The following is a 17,681-nucleotide window of genomic DNA, read 5'->3' on the forward strand; positions in this document are numbered from 1 at the left end:
AAATGAAAATGCACAAATTCAAGATTCTTCTAGCGGCGGTATTCGGCCTGACCTCTCTGGCCGGTGCGGCGCAGGCACAAACCGGCCCTGACACGGTATATCAGATCACGCCCTATGTCTGGGCAACGGGCGTGGGGGGCGATATCAGGCCGCGATCTGGCGCTGGAACCGTTTCTATCAGCAAATCCTTTTCCGACCTGATCAAGGATCTGGATGCCGCGTTTTTCATCTCTGCCTATGCGCGGCACGGCAATCTTGTGTTCATGGGCGATCTCAGCACGTCGTCTTCGTCACGTGAAGGGACAGTGCCTCCGGGAGTGGATGCCAAGGGAAAACTGCGCCAGACCTCTGTCACGGCGCTAGCGGGTTACCGCGTGGCGCAAACCCCGGATGCGACTTTTGCTATTCTGGGTGGTGTGCGGCATTGGCGTGTGAGGGCAGAAGTTGATGTGCCACTCGCTGGTTTGTCTGCATCCCGCAGTGTGAACTTCACCGATCCGATCATCGCAGCGCGGGCCAACTTCCAGATCGCGCCGGGTTGGTCCAGCTTGCTTTACGCTGATGTGGGCGGCTTTGGTGTCGGGTCCAGAGTCACGGCGCAGCTCTTGGGTACTGTGAATTACCAGCTGCGCGAGAATGCTTTTTTGTCAGTGGGTTACCGGCACCTGCATGTCGATTATCGCCGCAGCGGCACACGGTTTGACATGCGCATGAGCGGGCCGATCATCGGGGCGACCTTGCGCTTCTGAACATTGCGGGAAAGCCACCGGCTGTGTAGTATTGGTTATAATATAACACAAGGGAGGATAAGTTGTGCGCTTTCTGGGGAAATATCTATCAACACTGCTTTGTGCCGCGGCCCTGTTTGCGAGTGATATCGCCGAGGCGTGCACCCGCGCTGTCTATCTTGGCCCGGATGATCGTATCCTCACAGGGCGCAGCATGGACTGGAAACTACCGATGGTCAGCAATCTGTGGGCCATGCCGCGCGGGGTTGCGCGGCATGGAGCGGCGGGCGAACGTTCGGTGGAATGGGTGGCGGAATATGGCAGTCTTGTCACCACGGGTTACGATATCGCGACCGCTGATGGCATGAATGAGGCCGGGCTTGTCGTGAATCTTCTTTGGGAGGTCGAGGCAAGCTACCCTGAAGATGACGGCGAGACGCCGCGTATTTCCTTGTCTGTCTTTCCACAATACCTTCTGGATCGGTTCGCAACTGTGGCCGAGGCCGTGGGGGACCTGCGCGAGAATCCCGTGCAGGTCGCAGGCGGTGAAGTGCCGGTTGGCCCGCCGGGGCGTGAGGCAACGGTCCATGTCTCGATTTCAGATGCGACCGGGGACAGTGCGATTATAGAATTTGTCGATGGTGACATGATCATCTGGCATGATCGCAGCTATCAGGTGATGACCAACGAGCCGACCTTCGATCGCCAGCTTGCCGTGCTGGAATACTGGAATGCGGTGAACCCGCGCGAATTCATGCCCGGGACCGTGCGGGCATCTGACCGGTTTGTCCGCGCAAACTTCTACATAAATTCGGTTATCCAGAGCGCGGATCCGCGCATCGCGGCTGCATCGGTTTTCAGTGTGATCCGGCAAACTTCGGTTCCCTGGGGTATTTCAATCGCCGATCAGCCCAATCTGTCCACAACCCGCTGGCGTGTTGTCGCCGACCACAAGGACAAGCGCTATTATGTGGAATCCGTGATCTCTCCAAGTGTATTCTGGGTCGATCTGGATTCGCTGGACCTGACAGAGGGGGCCGACATCCGCAAACTGGATCTTGGCACGGATATGGAGCGCGTTTTGTCGGGTGAGGTTTCGGAACTTTTCGAACCAGCGAGCGCGTTTGCATTTCAGCCAGCCGATTGATGCGGGGCTGCGGCGCGACGCGAACGCCGCTTCGTTCCATTTCTGGCGATAAGATTGCTTGATGAGGGTATTCTCACCCTTACGGCAATCGTGCATGGTAAGCGTGTTTTTCCAACAGTTTTTTGCAATCGCTCGATGAAGGTTCTTTCATGCACGGATATCTGTCCAGAGTTTTGCCCCGCCCTGTCTTGCCCGCATGGCCCATTGCGACCCTGTTCTTTGTCGCGTCTTTGACCCCAAGCCTTGTTCCGCGTGATACAGAAGTACAGGCGATCCTCAGCGGGTTCAGTCTGGCAGCGGGCTATGCGGTGGCGCTGTTGTTCGCATCAGTCTGGCATCGGCTGCAATTGCCGGCATTTGGCCCCGATGTGGCAATGCGGTTGCGCATCGGGCTTGCGGCGGTCTGCCTGTTTATCGTGGCGGTGACGCTTTGGCTTTCATCAGATTGGCAAAATGGCCTGCGCGTTTTGCTAGCGATGCCCCCGGTAGAGACAGCGCGGCCGTTTTCGATTGCGGGCGGCGCAGTGGCTGTGTTTCTGGTTTTGCTGTGGCTGGTGCGTCTGGCCCGGTGGCTGGTCAAACGGCTTGCGGGTCGTTTTGCGCGGGTGCTGCCCGGCCCGCAAGCCTTGCTGGTGTCAATCCTGCTGACGGCGATCGTGTTCTGGAACATTGGCAACGGCGTCATTGTGCGGGGGGCGTTGAATGCGGCGGATGCCATCTATGCAGGGCTTGATGGTCGGTTCGAGGAGGCCAGCCCGCAACCACAAGACCCGCGCAAAACGGGTGCGCCCGGGTCGCTGGTCGATTGGGAAAGCCTTGGCCGGATGGGGCGCGCGATGGTGGCGGCCAGCCCTGATCAGACACAGATCACCACGCTGACAGGGGGTGAGGCGCTGGAACCCCTGCGCGTCTATGTGGGCCTGAATTCGGCCCCCGACCCAGAGGCGCGCGCGCGCCTCGCGCTGGAAGAAATGCTGCGCATTGATGCGTTTTCCCGCAGCACGCTGGTCATTGCCACACCGACCGGCACTGGCTGGGTAGACCCTGCCGGACAGCAGGCGCTGGAATATCTGCTGGGCGGCGATGTGGCGACAGTCTCGGTGCAATATTCATATCTGGCCAGTTGGATTGCACTTTTGACCGCGCCTGAATACGGCGTTGAAGCCGCGCGTGCTGTTTTCGCGGCGGTGTATGAGCATTGGCGCACCTTGCCCGCCGATACGCGCCCGGCGCTGTATCTGAACGGTCTTAGCCTCGGGTCGCTGAATTCTGATCTGAGCCATGACCTGCATCAGGTTGTCGGTGATCCTTTCAATGGCGCGCTCTGGGTTGGCCCGCCCTTCAGCAGCCCGACATGGCGCGAGGTCACGCGCACCCGCAACCCCGGATCGCCAGCCTGGCTGCCAAGTTTCCGTGATGGCAGTGCGGTGCGATTCATGAACCAGACCGGCCTGACCTCGGACGCCAGCGCGGATTGGGGCAGGTTTCGGATTCTGTACTTACAACATGCCAGTGATGCAGTGGTGTTTTTCGATCCGCGTGCCACATGGCGCAGGCCAGCATGGATGGCCGTTCCGCGTGGGCCGGATGTGTCGCCGGGGTTTCATTGGCTGCCTATCGTGACAGTTCTGCAGCTTGGGGTGGATATCATGACGGCGGTCAAGCCGCCGCCGGGGTTTGGGCATAGCTATGATTTCGCCAGTTATGCCCGTGCCTGGGCCATGCTGCTGGACCTGCCCCACTGGACCGATGCCCGCATCGACGCCTTGGCGGCGGCACATGCCGCGCAACAACACTAGGGCAGCGCGCCCGGATCAGTAGCGCGTGTACAGCGCATTGAACCGCGCCAGTTCCACACCTGTTTCATCCAGCAGCCGCAGGCTTTGGTCCATAAGGTCAAGACCGCGCGTCATGCTCAGGGCGTTTGCGAATGCGGCCTCTTTCTCGGCGAGGTCGTCAGGACAGGCCATCATCGTGCTGGCTGTTGGGCCGAATTCAACGCTGGCACCTTCGCGGGTGACCTGACCCATAAGCCTGTTGCAGCCGATCGTTCCGCCGAACCGCGTGCCCTCTTCCAAGATCAACAGATAGGGTTCTTGTCGTTCATTACTTTGGTCCTGTTCCACGCCTTGCAGATGTGTCAGCCCCCAATATGTGTTCTCAAACTCTGCTGGCATGCGGTGGTCGGGGCAACCTGCATCGGGTGTTATATGGTGAAATTGTGTGACAGTGACAGTCATCCGGTCCGCACCTTCCATCTGGGGACGCATGGAAATCTCGGCATCGAGATGCGCCAGCAAGGGGGCACCGGGCACGATTTCGGCTGCCAGATAGGCGCGTTCAAGGGCGAGGTAATCTTCTTCCATCGCAATGGGAAAGCGCTGGCCGGTCAGGCATTCGGTGAACAGCGCCGCATCGGCGAAATAGGTCATCAGGCCCGTAACTGTCAGGCGCAAATCTGTTGGCGCAAGCGGGCCGGAAACCAGCGTGTAGGGCAGGTCTGACTCTATCGGTTGGCCCTCTTGGTCGAGCAGTCTGATTTCCTGATTGGGTGTGATCTGCCATTCAGAGCGCGCATTCCCTGTCCCTTCGAGAATCAGCGCATTTCGGGCCGGATCGACATGCCAGCGCCCGACTTCATCGATGACAAGGTCACGTTCAAGATAGCTACGCCGCAGCGCATAGCCCTGCTGCCCGTCCCAGATATCCAGATGATACTCTATGCCGGGGCAATCTGCGCATGGCAGCGTTCCGCTGAATGTGGCTGGCAATGCCAGACCATGCCCCCCCATCCGCTGTTGGTCGGTATCGCTGAAAGCCAGGGTTGGCAGGCAAACACTGCACACCAGTAACCAAGATAGATGTTTCATCATGTCCCCCCGTTTGCTCTGGGCTGTCAATATAGCAAGGTTCTCAGCAAAATGCTCATATGTTTCGAGTATTCTTCTGAAAAAGATGCATCTTGCGCGTGGTCCTGTCATGGCGAAAAGGCCGGGCGCAGTGTGTGTTATTCGTCAGAGATGGAACATGCGGCACAATTTGCCTCTTTTATTCGACAAAACATTCATTATATTGAATGCGTATTGAAAAGCGGCCAAGGAGGCCCAGAAGATGACCCGATGGATAGCTGCGATTTTCTTCTTTTTTACAGCACCGCTTGCCGCACAAACCCTATATGATGTTGCCCCGGTGCCCGTCACCGAATGGAAGGCGATTTATGGGCGTGTCGAGGCACAAAACCTCATACCGGCCCGCGCGCGTATCGGCGGCACACTTGTCAGCCTGTCTGTCAGCGAGGGCGATCTGGTCACGGCTGGGCAGATCTTGGGCGAGATTGTCGATGAAAAGCTGGATTTCCAGATCAGCGCGCTTGACGCCCAGCTTCAGGCAACAGGGTCGCAGCTTGGAAATGCCGAGAGCGAGTTGGTCCGCGGCGAGGAATTGCTCGCGCGCGGGGTGACGACCGCGCAGCGGTTGGATGCCTTGCGCACACAGGCAGAAGTTCTGCGCAATCAGATTGCCGCCACTCAAGCCGAACGCAGGCTGGTTGAGCAACAGGCGACCGAAGGCCGTGTGCTTGCGCCGATCTCGGGCCGGGTGCTGACGGTTCCGGTGGCCACTGGTGCAGTTGTCATGCCGGGTGAGGCGGTTGCTACTATTGGCGGCGGCGGTTTCTTCTTGCGTCTGGCAGTGCCGGAACGTCATGCTGGCCTGATGTCCGAAGGCGACACAATTCGTATCGACGCGGCGCAGGGCGAAGTAGAGGGGCGATTGGCCAAGCTTTACCCGCAGATCGAGAATGGCCGTGTCATTGCCGATGTTGAGGTGCCCGCACTGGATGATGCCTTTGTTGATGCGCGCGTTCTTGTGCGCCTGCCAATTGACACGCGCGACGTTATTGCCGTGCCGGAAGCAGCACTTGCCCAGCGTTTCGGGCTGGATTTTGTGACAGTGGACAGTGCAGAACGTGTGGTCGTTCCGGGGCAACGCCACGTGGTGGACGGGTCCGGCTATATCGAAATCCTCAGCGGGTTGCGTGCCGGTGAAGCTGTGGTGCTGCCATGAGTGCCGAGTCGCAACGCCTTGGAATTGCCGGTCAACTGACTCGCAGTTTCATCACCTCTCCGCTGACCCCGCTGATCATGCTGGCTGCGCTGGCGATGGGGCTGATCGCGCTGGCCCTTGTCCCGCGCGAGGAAGAGCCGCAAATCTCGGTGCCGATGGTCAATATCCTGTTGCAGGCTCCGGGCCTGAAGGCAGAAGACGCCATCAAGCTGGTGACAGAGCCGATGGAAGGCATTGTGCGCGCCATTGATGATGTCGAGCATGTCTATTCCCAGACAATGGATGACCGCGCGATGGTCACTGCGCGGTTTGAAGTGGGCACCTCAACGGATGCTGCCATCCTGCGGGTGCATGACAAGGTGCGGGCCAATATGGACCGCATCCCGGTGGGTATTCCGGAACCGCTGATTATCGGGCGCGGGATTGATGATGTTGCGATTGTCACGCTGACCCTGACAGGCAAGCCGGGGCAGGATGTGAGTGCAAATGCGCTTGCCCGGATCGCAAGGGAGTTGCGCGCCGAGATGGCCAAGGTGCCGGATGTCGGCCTGTCCTATATCGTGGGTGAAGCGTCAGAGGCGCTGCGCATCGCGCCGGACCCGGAACGGCTGGCGCTGTATGGCGTCACATTGCAACAACTCACCCACAAGATACAGGGTGCGAACAGGACGCTGAATGCAGGTTTGCTACGCGATAACGGCGCGCAGGTCGAACTGGTCGCGGGTCAAAGCCTGACGGCGCCTGCGGAAATTGCGGGCCTGTTGCTGACAACCCGGGATGAGCGGCCCGTTTATGTTGCCGATGTGGCGGATGTCGGTTTTGTCGAAGATACGTCCGAACGCCTTGTCGGCCATGTCAGCCGTGCCGAGGATGGCAGTGTTGAGCGCGTGCCCGCTGTCACACTGGCTTTCGCCAAGCGCGGCGGGGCAAATGCCGTGACTGTGGCCGATGCCCTGCTGGACCGCGCGGCCGCGCTGGATGGCAGCCTGATCCCTGACAGTGTTGCCTATGAAATCACGCGTGATTATGGCGCGACTGCACAGGACAAGGCAAATACGCTGCTGATCAAGCTGTTTCTGGCAACCCTGTCAATCATCCTGCTGGTGCTGTTGGCCATTGGCTGGCGCGAAAGCCTTGTGGTGGCGATTGTGATTCCCGTCACGATCCTGCTGACGCTGTTTGCAGCCTGGATCATGGGCTATACCCTGAACCGCGTGTCGCTGTTTGCGTTGATCTTTTCCATCGGGATTCTGGTGGACGATGCCATTGTCGTGATCGAGAATATCGCCCGCCACTGGGGTATGAAGGACAAGGGCGAGGGGCGCAGCCGCATTCAGCGGGCGATTGACGGTGTGGCCGAAGTGGGCAACCCGACCATCATCGCCACCCTGACTGTGGTGGCCGCACTTCTGCCCATGCTGTTCGTGTCCGGCATGATGGGCCCTTACATGAGTCCGATTCCGGTCGTGGCCTCGGCGGCGATGATCCTGTCTTTCTTTATCGCGGTCATGGTTACGCCGTGGCTGATGATCAAGATTGCAGGCAATGCGCCGCTTCATGCCGGGGATCATGCGGAAACGGGTGGCCTGCTGGGCCGCGCCTTTACGGCGGTCGCGCGCCCGGTCCTGAAAACCAAGGCGCGGTCGGGCCTGTTCCTGATCGTGGCAACGATTGTGTCTTTCGGCTCTCTTGGCCTGCTTTATACAGGCCATGTGACCGTGAAACTGCTGCCATTTGACGACAAGGCAGAACTGGCAGTGGTGTTTGACCTGCCCCCCGGCGCATCGTTGGAGGAAACCGACGCTGTCGCGCAGGCCGTGGCACGTGTTGCGCTGGACTTGCCAGAGGTTGAGACGGTCCAGACCTATGCAGGCACTGCCGCGCCGTTCAACTTCAACGGGCTGGTGCGGCATTACTTCCTGCGGGCAGAGCCGCATATGGGCGATGTGCAGATCAATCTTGGTGCGCGCAGCCGTGCCAGCCATGACATCGCGCTGGAGTTGCGCGAGCGGCTGGATGGTCTTGATCTGCCGCAAGGGACTCGCATCCGCACAGTAGAGCCGCCCCCCGGCCCGCCGGTCATGGCCACGCTGCTGGCCGAAATCTATGGCCCGGATGCCGAAACCCGCCGCGCCACTGCCGAGAAAGTACGCGAAGCTTTTGAAAGCGTGCCTTATATTGTGGATGTCGATGACACTTTCCCCGAACCTGCACGGCGCATGCGGCTTGTCATTTCACCCGATGATCTGGAGTTCTTCGGTGTGACCGAGACAGATGTTTTCGACACGATTGCCACGCTGAATGGCTCTACCGTGGTTGGGTATTCGCACCGTGGCAATAGCCGCCAGCCCCTACCGATTGCATTGGCCCGCGACCGCAGTGACCTCGTGCTGGACGAACGGTTCCTGAGCACTCCGGTCCCTGCGAACCTGCTGCCCGGCGCGCGCGGGGTGGTCGAGTTGGGCGATGTCGTCCGGCTGGAAGAGGAAACCGCCTCACCCATGATCTACCGGCGCAACGGGCGCGCGGCAGAGATGGTGATGGCGGAACTGGCCGGCGAATTCGAGGCACCGCTTTACGGTATTCTGGCTGTGGGAAATGCCCTTGATGCAATGGACTGGGGTGAGGGCGTTCCGCCCGACATCCGTCTGAACGGGCAACCCACTGATGAAAGCCGCCCCACGATCCTGTGGGATGGCGAGTGGGAAGTGACTTGGGTCACGTTCCGCGACATGGGCGCGGCCTTTGGTGTTGCGCTGCTGGGGATATACGTTCTTGTGGTGGCGCAATTCGGGTCTTTCCGGCTGCCTCTGGTCGTGCTGACACCTGTGCCTCTGACCTTTCTGGGCATTATGGGCGGGCATTGGTTATGGGGCGCGCCATTCTCGGCAACGTCGATGATCGGCTTTATTGCCCTTGCGGGTATTATTGTGCGCAATTCGATCCTGCTGGTGGATTTCATCCGCCACGCCGATACAGAAGGCAAAACTCAGGTCGAGATATTGCTGGAAGCAGGCGCAGTGCGGTTCAAACCGATCCTGTTGACAGCCCTTGCCGCGATGTTCGGGGCCGCCATCATTCTGCCTGATCCGATCTTTCAGGGCCTTGCACTGTCGCTTCTGTTCGGCTTGCTGACATCGACATTGCTTACGGTTCTGGTGATCCCGGCGATTTACAGGGTGTTGAAAAGCTAGTGCTGCGCGCCTGATGCAAAGTCCCGCCATGAGTGAGCAAGCTCAGCAGTGCGGGACTTTTCTGTCGTTCAACGAGCGCCCGCGCGGAGCAAAGGCCGCAGGCCGACGCGTATAGCCGGTCCGTTGCCCGACGCTGCACGCCTTCTTGTTCATTGGGTGGCGGGATTTGCGCCGCATTGACTGCTGGCAACTGGCGGGCATTGGCCCGTCAGCTTGCGGCCCCACGCCCGACAATCGGCTGCGGCGACAGATGTGTCAGGCTGCGCCACAGCCATTCCCAAGGCCCATATACAAAATGGCGAAACCACAGATGCGCGAAACCGACAAGCGCTGCAGTCACTGCAAGCGCGATCGCCATCACGGAAATGGTGCCAGCCTGCCCGATCAACTGAAAACCCCACCCGTAAAACAGAAGTTGCCCAAGGATCGAGGCACCAAGATACCCTGTCAGGCTCATGCGTCCCAAAGGCGCAAGAAGGCTGTGCAGCTTTCCCTCTCTTTTGCCATGCAGGGCCGCTGTCAGAAGCATCAGGTATCCCAACGCCATAACGGGAGTTTCAAGATAGAGCAGAAACCAGACCCCTTCAGGCGACTCTGTCAGGCGCAGCGTCGCCCCGGCCGCAAGGCCAATAACCACAGATAATGCGCCCAACTTGAACATGGGTGCGCGCAGCCCCTCGAAGCGCGCGGTAAGTGTGCTGCGCCCAACGGCAAGGCCCAGCAAGAACAAGCCCGACAACATGAAGAAGCGCAAAACCAATGTGCCCTTCACGGTGTCTGCGGCCCCGGTCACCATGTTCAGGTTTTGCGTGATCGTATCTGCATAGTTGGAGGAGGCGAAGGCTTGCAGACTGTCGTCGCGCCCTTCGGGCACGGGAGCAGGCGGGTCAATGCCGCTAAGCGCCAGCGCGACGGGCCCCGCAAGGATCAGGGCTGTCCCCGCGCCGATGATGATGCGCTGCGGAAGGCGCGCCGCCAGCGGCAGCAACAGGCCCAACGCGGCATAGGTCATCAGAATATCTGCCCAGAACAGAAACACCGCGTTGAACAACCCGATTGCCCCAAGGACCAGAAACCTGCGGATGATCTGCGCGGAAGAGGCCCCGTTTTCTGGCCCGGCACGTGACAGGATCATGCTGAAGCTTAGCCCGAACATGAAAGAAAACGCAGCAAGCGCCTTGCCATCAAGGAAGATTGCCAGAAAATCCCATGCCCATTGATCCACCGGCGCAAGCAGTTCTGCGCGTGCGTCAGGGCTGAGATAGGCAAGGCCCGATAGCGTCATCATGTTCATGATGATGACAACTGTCAGGATTACCGCCCGCACCGCGTCGATGCGGGTATCTCTCTCGCCTCGGTGCGAATGTGACGCGCTCATATCTCTACCCCCCGGCAGCCCCGTGTTTCGAAGGGTGTTCAGCGACATGCGATAAATCCCTTCACGAGGCAGGTAACTTAGCAAGTGAACAAAAATTGACCAGTTTTGGGCTGTCCTATGGGGCGGAATGAGCCATTTTTTGCCAAAAACCCCTTAAAATGCGTGATTTGTGACATTTTCTGTGCGGGGCATCCCGGGATTACAGGGTCTGGGTTAACCTGATTGTGTGACCCGCGTGATCAGGGCGTCGATGGCATCATCTGACCATTCGGGCCGGTCAAGCAACATCGCCCAAGCGCGCACATAGCTGTCAAAACTGTATCTGTGACCATAACCCCGAGGGGGTTTGATCGCGGTCATCATATCAACTGAAAGTTGCAGGAACGAAACAGCTGGCAGCCATCGCAGGTCGGGCGACACGTCTGGTGCGCGCGGTCCGGCCATCCAGTCAGGGCGCCGCCACGCGGCGCGCGGGTCAAAAAACGTGACCGCATCACTCGGATATTGCAGATACAGCACCCGGTAGTTCCCCCATGCTGCCGTCGTGGCAGAGGTGCGCCCCGACTGGTTCATGAAGCGCACTGCCCTGCCATCACGATAGGTGGGCAACCAGGCGGGTGTATCGGGGTTGCGGGCGCGCGTTACCTCGGACCAGGTCGGGCTGTTGAACGGCGGCCCAACCCAGAGGGCGCCATCATATGGGTCACCGACAACCTGATGCAGGTCATGGCTTAACTCAGAGTTCAGCGCACCAAGGCTGAGGCCATTGAGGTAAAGCGCGGGCCGCGCCTCTCTCGGGAGCGAGCGCCAATGGTCATAGACTTCGGCAAATACGGCGCGGGCCGTCTCGACCCCGTATTCAGGGTCGGTCAACAGGGCCAGCCAGCTTGCCACATAGGAATATTGCACTGACACCGTCGCTACATCGCCTTGTGTGACATATTCCAGCGCTTGTTGGCCGAATGTATTCACTGTGCCTGTCCCTGTTGGCGTCGCGATGACAAGCGTGCTGCGGGAAAACGCCCCGATGCGTTTGAGTTCGGCCAGCGCCAGCGTGGCGCGTGCCTCTGGCGTCGCAGCAGAGTTCAGGCCGACATAGACGCGCAGGGGTTCAAGGGCGGGACGACCCGTCGCGGCCGCGATCTGGGAGCGGTCGGGGCTGGCGGCGATCATGGCGCGCCCTGTGCGGCCAAGGTCTTCCCATTCCAGCAAGGAACCGGGTGCCCCGGTTTTCAGCGGGTCCTCAGGGCGGGGGCTTGCCTCTTCAAAGGCACCGTCCAGCCCGGCATAGACGCGGTCGATTGTGGTGAATACAGCCCGTACAAGCACGCCATTGCCGATATTCCAGAACAAAAGTGCGGTCAGGGTCAATGCCACCAGAAAAGCCTGTGGCCCAGGCAACACGCGGGCCAGCGCGTCGGAGGTCTTGCGCACGACGAACCAGGACAGACGTGCAAGCCAGACCAGAAAAACGAACAATGCGCCAGCGCCTGCGGCTATGGACAATGGGCGCACGGTATCGACCGGCGGCATCTCCATCAATGCGCGCAAACCGTTCTGCCACTCTGACGCCTGCCAAAGCGCGAATGAAATGACCAGCAGGCACACTATCCCAACCCCGACACGCAGCCGCATCTGCACATGTTTGGGCAAAGGGGGGAATTCAAGCTTGCGCCAGATTGCTGACAGGATCAGCCCGATTGCGTGACCAACGGCCAGACTGACGCCGCTCAGGATGGCTTGCGCTGGTGTATCCCGTGGCACCAGACCGGGTGTCAGCGACACGACAAAGAACAAGGTTGCCAGAATGAGCGCCGGTAATGTGGGGCGGGGCAACCATTTGATCAGAGGGCGCAATGCAGGGAATTCGCGTCTCATCTACACTCCGCAACGGCTGAAAGCGATATATCCCCAGATACGGCCGCACTGCCATTTGTCCAGTTTTGCCTGTGCCGGGAGGGTGTTACACGGTGCATGAGGTCGCTTTTACACGCACCATCCCCTGACAACGCCCGGTTTGCGGCATGGTGTTTGGGGGGAAGCCTGTCTTGGGTCAGAATATAGGGCTCATTTTTGCAATCCGCTCGCATGAGTATTTTCATAACAATACCTACAGGTCGGAACAAGCGCAGCCATCCTCACATCTTGCCGATAGCCATGGCACCTGCCCATTGTGCCGCCTATTCCGGCGGTTGGATTGAAATTCCGCCAGTTGCGGTGCATGGATTGCTGGGCCCCATCGTTTTAGCCGGATGTCTGCGGCGGCTTTGGGCGCGTGGCGTTTGAGGGGGCAGGGCAGGTGAAAGTTTTTAGCGCAAATACCGGCTTTCTATGGCCCGCTTTACCTTTTCCCGAACGGATTTTGCAGGCCGCGTGTCAAGGGTTTGGTGCGATCGAGTTTCATGATGAAGCCCTGAGAAACGATCTTGGCTTGATCGAGGACCGACTGGTGCAAACCGGATTGCTGTTGCTGGGGCTGAACACGCGCATGGCGCAGACGATGGGTTGCGCTGCGATTCCGGGGCAGGAAGCCACCGCGCAGGCTGATTTTGAGGCCGCACTTGCTGTCGCTGAACGCCTGAATGCGCGTGCTATACATGTCTTGTCCGGACGGACAGATGCCCCCGACCGGCTTGATGTGCTGGCGCGGGCGCTGAAGCGGTTTTCTGACCAGACAGACAGGCTATTGCTGATCGAGCCGCTGGCCCCCGTGGCGGTCGCAGGTTATGCGCTTGGCACGATCCATGACGCTGCGCAGGTCGTGTCACAGGTTGGGGCGGATAACGTCAAGATCATGTTTGACAGCTTTCACATCGACGCGACTGAAACTGACCTTAGCGCGACATATCTGCGCTACAAGGACCAGATCGGCCATGTTCAGGTCGCCGCTTGCGGTCATAGGGGGCCGCCCCATCAAGATGCGCGCATCCGCGAGTTCGTCAGGGGGACAGATTGCGAATATATCGGCTGTGAATGGCGCGACGACATGTCGGACGCTGTCTGCCCCAACTGGTAATTCCTGTCCTGCGACTTGCATCTGGCCGCTTTGTCAGACCGCCATGTCGCGGGCCATTGAGGATGCAGCCGGAACGGGGTCTGGGATGCGCAAAAGCGATACGCGCAAAACACCCTCAGGGGCGGGAAAAGACATATCGTGTCTTTTGGTGATAAGTGTCCCCGGGCCGCAAGACGGGTGACGGGAAGCTTGGCTGATTTGGCGCGTCCGGCCAGACCTGCGCCTCCAGAGCAATGCCCGCGTGACGCCCATAATGACGCCCGCCCAATCCGCGCGCATCTGGCTTCGGCAGATGGTTTGCCGTGTAGACCTGTAAGCCCGGTTCTGTCGTTTCCATCTGCAAGCCAAGCCCCGACAGGGCAGAGTCCAGTCTGGCAACAGGTCGCATCGCCGTGCGGGTGTTTGACAGGCAGAAATTGTGATCGAGCGCTGCTCCGTCAAGATTTCGCGGGGCGCGGAAGTCAAGCCTGCTGCCTGCGACCGGTGCGATTTCGCCGGTCGGGATCTGGTCATCATCGACCGGCAGGTAGGAGTTTGCATCTATCTGCAAACGGTGGTGCGCCAGCGAACCGCTGTCATCTAGGATAAAGAATCCATGATGCGAGAAGTTGCAGACCGTGTCCCGGTCACAGGTCGCGCGGATATCAAATTCCAGCGCAGAGGCGCGCAAAGCAATGCAAAGCAGTACGTTCAAGGTGCCGGGAAAGCCCATCTCGCCATCTGGCAGTGTCAGCTTGAACACAGCACGGTCGGCTTGAAGGTCTGCAATCGACCAGAGACGTGCCGCGCTGCCTTGCTGGCCGCCATGCAGGCAATGGCGGCCCAATGCGTTTCTGGACAGGTGATATTTCTGGCCATCAAGCGCAAAGACGCCTTGAGCAATCCGGTTGGCATAGCGCCCGACCATTGCGCCGAAATACTGCATTGAACCCAGATAAGGGGCCAAGCTATCGGCCCCCAACACCAGTGGATGGTCCACCCCGTGCAGCCGCATGTCCTGCACAATGGCCCCAAGTGTCAGCAGATTGAGACGAAGGACGCCATTTTGCAGCGTCACGCGTTCCACTGCCCGCCCGTCTGGCAGATGTCCGAATATCTCAGGCATTGCTTCGCCTCATCAGGTGGCTGAACTTGGCTACATATGGCCCGGTCACACGCATAGGCAGATAGTTGTTGAGTCCGTGATGCGATCCCTCGCGCCCCGTCCATTCACCCGCCACACAGGCGTCCGCCTCAGCGCAAGCGGGTGGCATGGTCCACCAGCAAAGGGTCACAGGTGACGCTGAAATCTCGGTGCACCCCGTCCGTAGCGGGTGCGTCCATGAATTCCGGGATCACGATATCTGTCATCTCTGCCCCTTTCACGCGGCGGAAACGGCGGCGCTGCCGAAATCGCGCAGATCAATCACCTGATGCGTGCGGATCGAATGCTCTGCCGCCTCGCCCACAAGTACGGACCAGTAGCCATCTTCAAGGCTGACTTCTGGCTGGCCCGTGCCGCTGCGGATCAGGTCCAGAAACCGCGCGTGCTGATAATAGGTTGACCCATGATGATCGCCTGCGCGCAGGATGCGTTCGTCCACTTCGACAACTTCGCGGTGCTCGCGCTTGGTGGCACGGTCAGAGATGACGAATTCGGAATGACGTTCCTTGCCGTCAGGCGCGAACCGCGCGGGGCCGGGTACACAGGCATCCAGCCGCGCCTTGTCACCTGTGACCGAGACGACCTCTTGCCAGTGCGACCCTTCGGCGAACATGCACAGTTCCAGCATCGCGCGGCTGCCATTGGCGAAATCAACCGTGACAAAACCGTTATCAACAATATCCGGCATGCGCCCCTCATAACGTTCATTGCGATGGTTCACATCGGCCCCCCCGCTGGCATAGACGCGGATCGGGTCAGACCCTAGCAGCAGGCGCATCAGGTCAAAGAAATGGCAACATTTCTCGACCATCGTGCCACCTGTGCGGGCGTTAAAGCGGTTCCAGTCGCCGACTTTTTCCAGAAAGGGAAAGCGGTGTTCACGAATCGAGACCATGCGCGGGGTGCCTGCGGCCCCTTCGACCAAGGCCGCACGCAACCTTTCGACCGGGGGCATATAGCGATATTCCATCGCAACCCAGACAGGGCTGCGGCGCCCTTCTGCGGCCTGCATCAGAGCGCGGCAGTCGGCCGATGTCGTGGCCAGTGGTTTTTCGCACAAGATGGGTTTGTCCGTGGCCAGAAGGTCGCGCATCAGTCCGGCATGCAGGTCGTTTGGCGCTGCCAGCACATAGGCGTCGCATATATCCGCCGCCAATAGTGCGCGATGATCGGTGAAAGCCTGTGTATCCGGCCCTGCAAGCGCAAGGGCTTGCGCGCGCATACCTGCGTCAGGGTCGCTGATGGCGGTGATGGTCGTCCCCTCCAGCAGGGCGATATTGCGCATATGTTCCTGGCCCATCATGCCAGAGCCGATGATTCCGTATCGGATGGGTTCCATCCTATCTCGTCCTTTCGGTTTTTGCCGGGTCAGTTCAGCGTCAGCCCGGCATCGACAATGAAATTCTGCCCCGTACAGCCTATGCTGGCCTCAGAGGCGAGGAACAGCACCATAGGCGTCACATGATGCGGTTCCAGTCGGAACTTGAGGGCCTGCTGTTCCAAAAACTCTGCGTTTTTTTCGGGCGTCAGCCAAAGCCGCGCCTGCCGCTCGGTCAGGATCGCACCGGGCACGACTGAATTGACCCGAATGCCCTGCGGCCCCAGTTCGGCGGCCAGCGAGCGTGTCATCCCGTTGATCGCCCCTTTTGATGTGGTGTAGCCCAGCATCCCGGGCCGACCGCGCATCCAGCTGATTGACCCCATATTGATAATGCTGCCGCCACCGGCCTGCGCCATGCCATCGGCCACAGCCTGCGCGGCAAAGACATGATGCGACAGGTTCGTGGCCAGACAGTCGCGCCAGTAATCAGGGGTCAGGGTGGCGAAGTCATGGCGCTCATCACGGGCGGCATTATTGACCAGCACGGTGAAAGGGCCAAGGCGTTCGGCCAAGGTAGCGATGGTTTGGGGTAGGCTGTCCAGATCGCGTAGGTCCGCCGCCACAAATGCTGTCTGCGGTCCCAATTCAGACGCCAGCGCCGCGCCTGCCTGTGCGTCGATATCGACAAAACCCACGCGCGCGCCCTGCGCTGCGAAAGCGCGCACGAAATCCGCGCCAAGGCCGGTTGCGCCGCCTGTAATCAGGACGCTGGCGCCATTGAGCGAAGGGTAAATGGCGGATTGCGCTTGGCTCATGGATCACCCCGCAAATCTAGGCTCAGGCTGGCCTGTCGCTTCAACTTGCATTGCAAACAGATTACCGGATTGGGGCCAGTCTTTCAGTTCCTGTTTGCTGCGCCCATGCCGTGCTGTTGTCACGAAAAGCGTGCGCAGGTCCGGCCCGCCGAAGGCGCACATGGTCGGGCAGCGTGCAGGCACCGGGTATTCTGCGACAATGTCTCCATCTGGAGACAGGCGCACCACGCGCCCCCCTTCATACAGCGCCGACCAGTAAAAACCGTCACGATCCACCGCCGCACCATCGGGGCGGCCATGTCCAAAGGGGAATTGATGGAAGATCTCGCGCGGGCCAATCTGCCCTGTGTCGGGGTCCAGCGGGTAGCGATAGATGACATGCGCAGGTGTGTCGGAATGATACATCCAGCGCCGGTCGGGTGAGAAGGCGACGCCGTTGGACACCTTGATGTCACCGGCCATGCGGGCGCAGTCCAGATCAGGGCCAACCCGGTACAGGGCCGCGTCCGGGCGGTCGCGCGGCTCGTATATCGTGCCTGCCCAGAACCGCCCCCAAGGGTCAGCGCGCCCATCGTTGAACCGGCTGATGGATGTGTCGGTTTGCGGATTTGCGATCAGTTTTTCCTTGCGCCCGTCAGCGTCAAGCAGCCACAGACCTGAACGCAGACCAGCAATAAAACCGCCCCCCGCGCGCAAGGCGATGCATCCGACATTCTCATCCATCGGGATTGTGTCATTCTGCCCGGTCGCCGGGTCAAGGCAATGGATGGCGGGCGCCTCGATATCGACCCACCACAAGCGTTGGGTCTGCCCGCACCATAGCGGGCATTCGCCAAGGGCCGCCTGTGCAGGAAATACAGTTTCGAAGCTCAT

13 protein-coding genes are annotated in these 17,681 nt (G+C 59.8%); 6 read left to right on the forward strand and 7 right to left on the reverse strand.

Features of this window, described 5'->3' with window-relative positions; genetic code table 11:
• The first annotated feature begins 2 nt into the window (after positions 1–2).
• From EV660_RS01255 to EV660_RS01265, 3 genes are all read left to right on the forward strand, one after another.
• Positions 3–749: a porin family protein gene (locus EV660_RS01255; protein ID WP_232727315.1), complete on the forward strand. Its 747-nt coding sequence runs from the start codon at positions 3–5 to the stop codon at positions 747–749.
• 64 nt (positions 750–813) lie between these two features.
• Entirely contained in the window at positions 814–1,875 is a 1,062-nt protein-coding gene (locus tag EV660_RS01260; protein WP_084635040.1) for a linear amide C-N hydrolase, read from the forward strand.
• Between the two features lie 149 nt (positions 1,876–2,024).
• Positions 2,025–3,674, forward strand: coding sequence for an alpha/beta hydrolase (locus EV660_RS01265; RefSeq protein WP_071481732.1), 1,650 nt, complete (start codon positions 2,025–2,027; stop codon positions 3,672–3,674).
• 15 nt (positions 3,675–3,689) lie between these two features.
• Here EV660_RS01265 and EV660_RS01270 read toward each other — a convergent pair whose 3' ends face one another.
• Entirely contained in the window at positions 3,690–4,745 is a 1,056-nt protein-coding gene (locus tag EV660_RS01270) for an META domain-containing protein (RefSeq protein WP_168800665.1), read from the reverse strand.
• 241 nt (positions 4,746–4,986) lie between these two features.
• Between EV660_RS01270 and EV660_RS01275 the strand changes: the two genes are divergently transcribed.
• The gene (locus EV660_RS01275) at positions 4,987–5,940 is read left to right on the forward strand and encodes an efflux RND transporter periplasmic adaptor subunit (protein WP_071481730.1); all 954 of its coding nucleotides are present in this window, start codon (positions 4,987–4,989) and stop codon (positions 5,938–5,940) included.
• On the forward strand, positions 5,937–9,134 hold the full coding sequence (locus EV660_RS01280) for an efflux RND transporter permease subunit (protein ID WP_071481729.1): 3,198 nt from the start codon (positions 5,937–5,939) through the stop codon (positions 9,132–9,134). Before EV660_RS01275 ends, EV660_RS01280 begins: the two co-directional genes overlap by 4 nt.
• A 208-nt stretch (positions 9,135–9,342) precedes the next feature.
• On the opposite strand, the gene EV660_RS01285 is transcribed toward EV660_RS01280, so the two are convergent.
• Together EV660_RS01285 and EV660_RS01290 are read right to left on the reverse strand one after the other, a co-directional pair.
• Positions 9,343–10,512, reverse strand: a complete 1,170-nt coding sequence (locus EV660_RS01285; RefSeq protein WP_157798959.1) for a DUF418 domain-containing protein — start codon at positions 10,510–10,512, stop codon at positions 9,343–9,345.
• A 213-nt stretch (positions 10,513–10,725) separates the two neighbouring features.
• Positions 10,726–12,390, reverse strand: coding sequence for an alpha/beta hydrolase (locus EV660_RS01290; RefSeq protein ID WP_084635034.1), 1,665 nt, complete (start codon positions 12,388–12,390; stop codon positions 10,726–10,728).
• A gap of 421 nt (positions 12,391–12,811) precedes the next feature.
• On the opposite strand from EV660_RS01290, the gene EV660_RS01295 reads away from it, so the two are divergent.
• Positions 12,812–13,528, forward strand: coding sequence for a TIM barrel protein (locus tag EV660_RS01295; protein WP_071482333.1), 717 nt, complete (start codon positions 12,812–12,814; stop codon positions 13,526–13,528).
• 115 nt (positions 13,529–13,643) lie between these two features.
• Here EV660_RS01295 and EV660_RS01300 read toward each other — a convergent pair whose 3' ends face one another.
• The 4 genes from EV660_RS01300 to EV660_RS01315 all read right to left on the reverse strand — a co-directional run bounded on the left by EV660_RS01300 (position 13,644) and on the right by EV660_RS01315 (position 17,681).
• On the reverse strand, positions 13,644–14,633 hold the full coding sequence (locus EV660_RS01300) for an aldose epimerase family protein (RefSeq protein WP_071481727.1): 990 nt from the start codon (positions 14,631–14,633) through the stop codon (positions 13,644–13,646).
• A gap of 256 nt (positions 14,634–14,889) precedes the next feature.
• The gene (locus tag EV660_RS01305) at positions 14,890–16,011 is read right to left on the reverse strand and encodes a Gfo/Idh/MocA family protein (RefSeq protein WP_071481726.1); all 1,122 of its coding nucleotides are present in this window, start codon (positions 16,009–16,011) and stop codon (positions 14,890–14,892) included.
• Positions 16,012–16,040: 29 nt separating this feature from the next.
• On the reverse strand, positions 16,041–16,808 hold the full coding sequence (locus tag EV660_RS01310) for an SDR family NAD(P)-dependent oxidoreductase (protein ID WP_071481725.1): 768 nt from the start codon (positions 16,806–16,808) through the stop codon (positions 16,041–16,043).
• Positions 16,809–16,811: 3 nt separating this feature from the next.
• Positions 16,812–17,681 carry an SMP-30/gluconolactonase/LRE family protein gene (locus EV660_RS01315; protein WP_071481724.1) on the reverse strand — a complete coding sequence of 290 codons (870 nt, stop codon included), beginning with the start codon at positions 17,679–17,681 and terminating at the stop codon, positions 16,812–16,814.

The organism is Roseinatronobacter bogoriensis DSM 18756, assembly GCF_004366635.1.
Lineage (GTDB): Bacteria > Pseudomonadota > Alphaproteobacteria > Rhodobacterales > Rhodobacteraceae > Roseinatronobacter > Roseinatronobacter bogoriensis.

Excerpts from the sequence above, each read along its gene's own strand:
- EV660_RS01255 (WP_232727315.1), top strand. The coding sequence starts at position 3 with ATGAAAATGCACAAATTCAAGATTCTTCTAGCGGCGGTATTCGGCCTG.
- EV660_RS01265 (WP_071481732.1), top strand. The coding sequence starts at position 2,025 with ATGCACGGATATCTGTCCAGAGTTTTGCCCCGCCCTGTCTTGCCCGCA.
- EV660_RS01270 (WP_168800665.1), bottom strand. The coding sequence starts at position 4,745 with ATGAAACATCTATCTTGGTTACTGGTGTGCAGTGTTTGCCTGCCAACC.
- EV660_RS01275 (WP_071481730.1), top strand. The coding sequence starts at position 4,987 with ATGACCCGATGGATAGCTGCGATTTTCTTCTTTTTTACAGCACCGCTT.
- EV660_RS01280 (WP_071481729.1), top strand. The coding sequence starts at position 5,937 with ATGAGTGCCGAGTCGCAACGCCTTGGAATTGCCGGTCAACTGACTCGC.
- EV660_RS01285 (WP_157798959.1), bottom strand. The coding sequence starts at position 10,512 with ATGAGCGCGTCACATTCGCACCGAGGCGAGAGAGATACCCGCATCGAC.
- EV660_RS01290 (WP_084635034.1), bottom strand. The coding sequence starts at position 12,390 with ATGAGACGCGAATTCCCTGCATTGCGCCCTCTGATCAAATGGTTGCCC.
- EV660_RS01300 (WP_071481727.1), bottom strand. The coding sequence starts at position 14,633 with ATGCCTGAGATATTCGGACATCTGCCAGACGGGCGGGCAGTGGAACGC.
- EV660_RS01305 (WP_071481726.1), bottom strand. The coding sequence starts at position 16,011 with ATGGAACCCATCCGATACGGAATCATCGGCTCTGGCATGATGGGCCAG.
- EV660_RS01310 (WP_071481725.1), bottom strand. The coding sequence starts at position 16,808 with ATGAGCCAAGCGCAATCCGCCATTTACCCTTCGCTCAATGGCGCCAGC.
- EV660_RS01315 (WP_071481724.1), bottom strand. The coding sequence starts at position 17,681 with ATGAGCTTCGAAACTGTATTTCCTGCACAGGCGGCCCTTGGCGAATGC.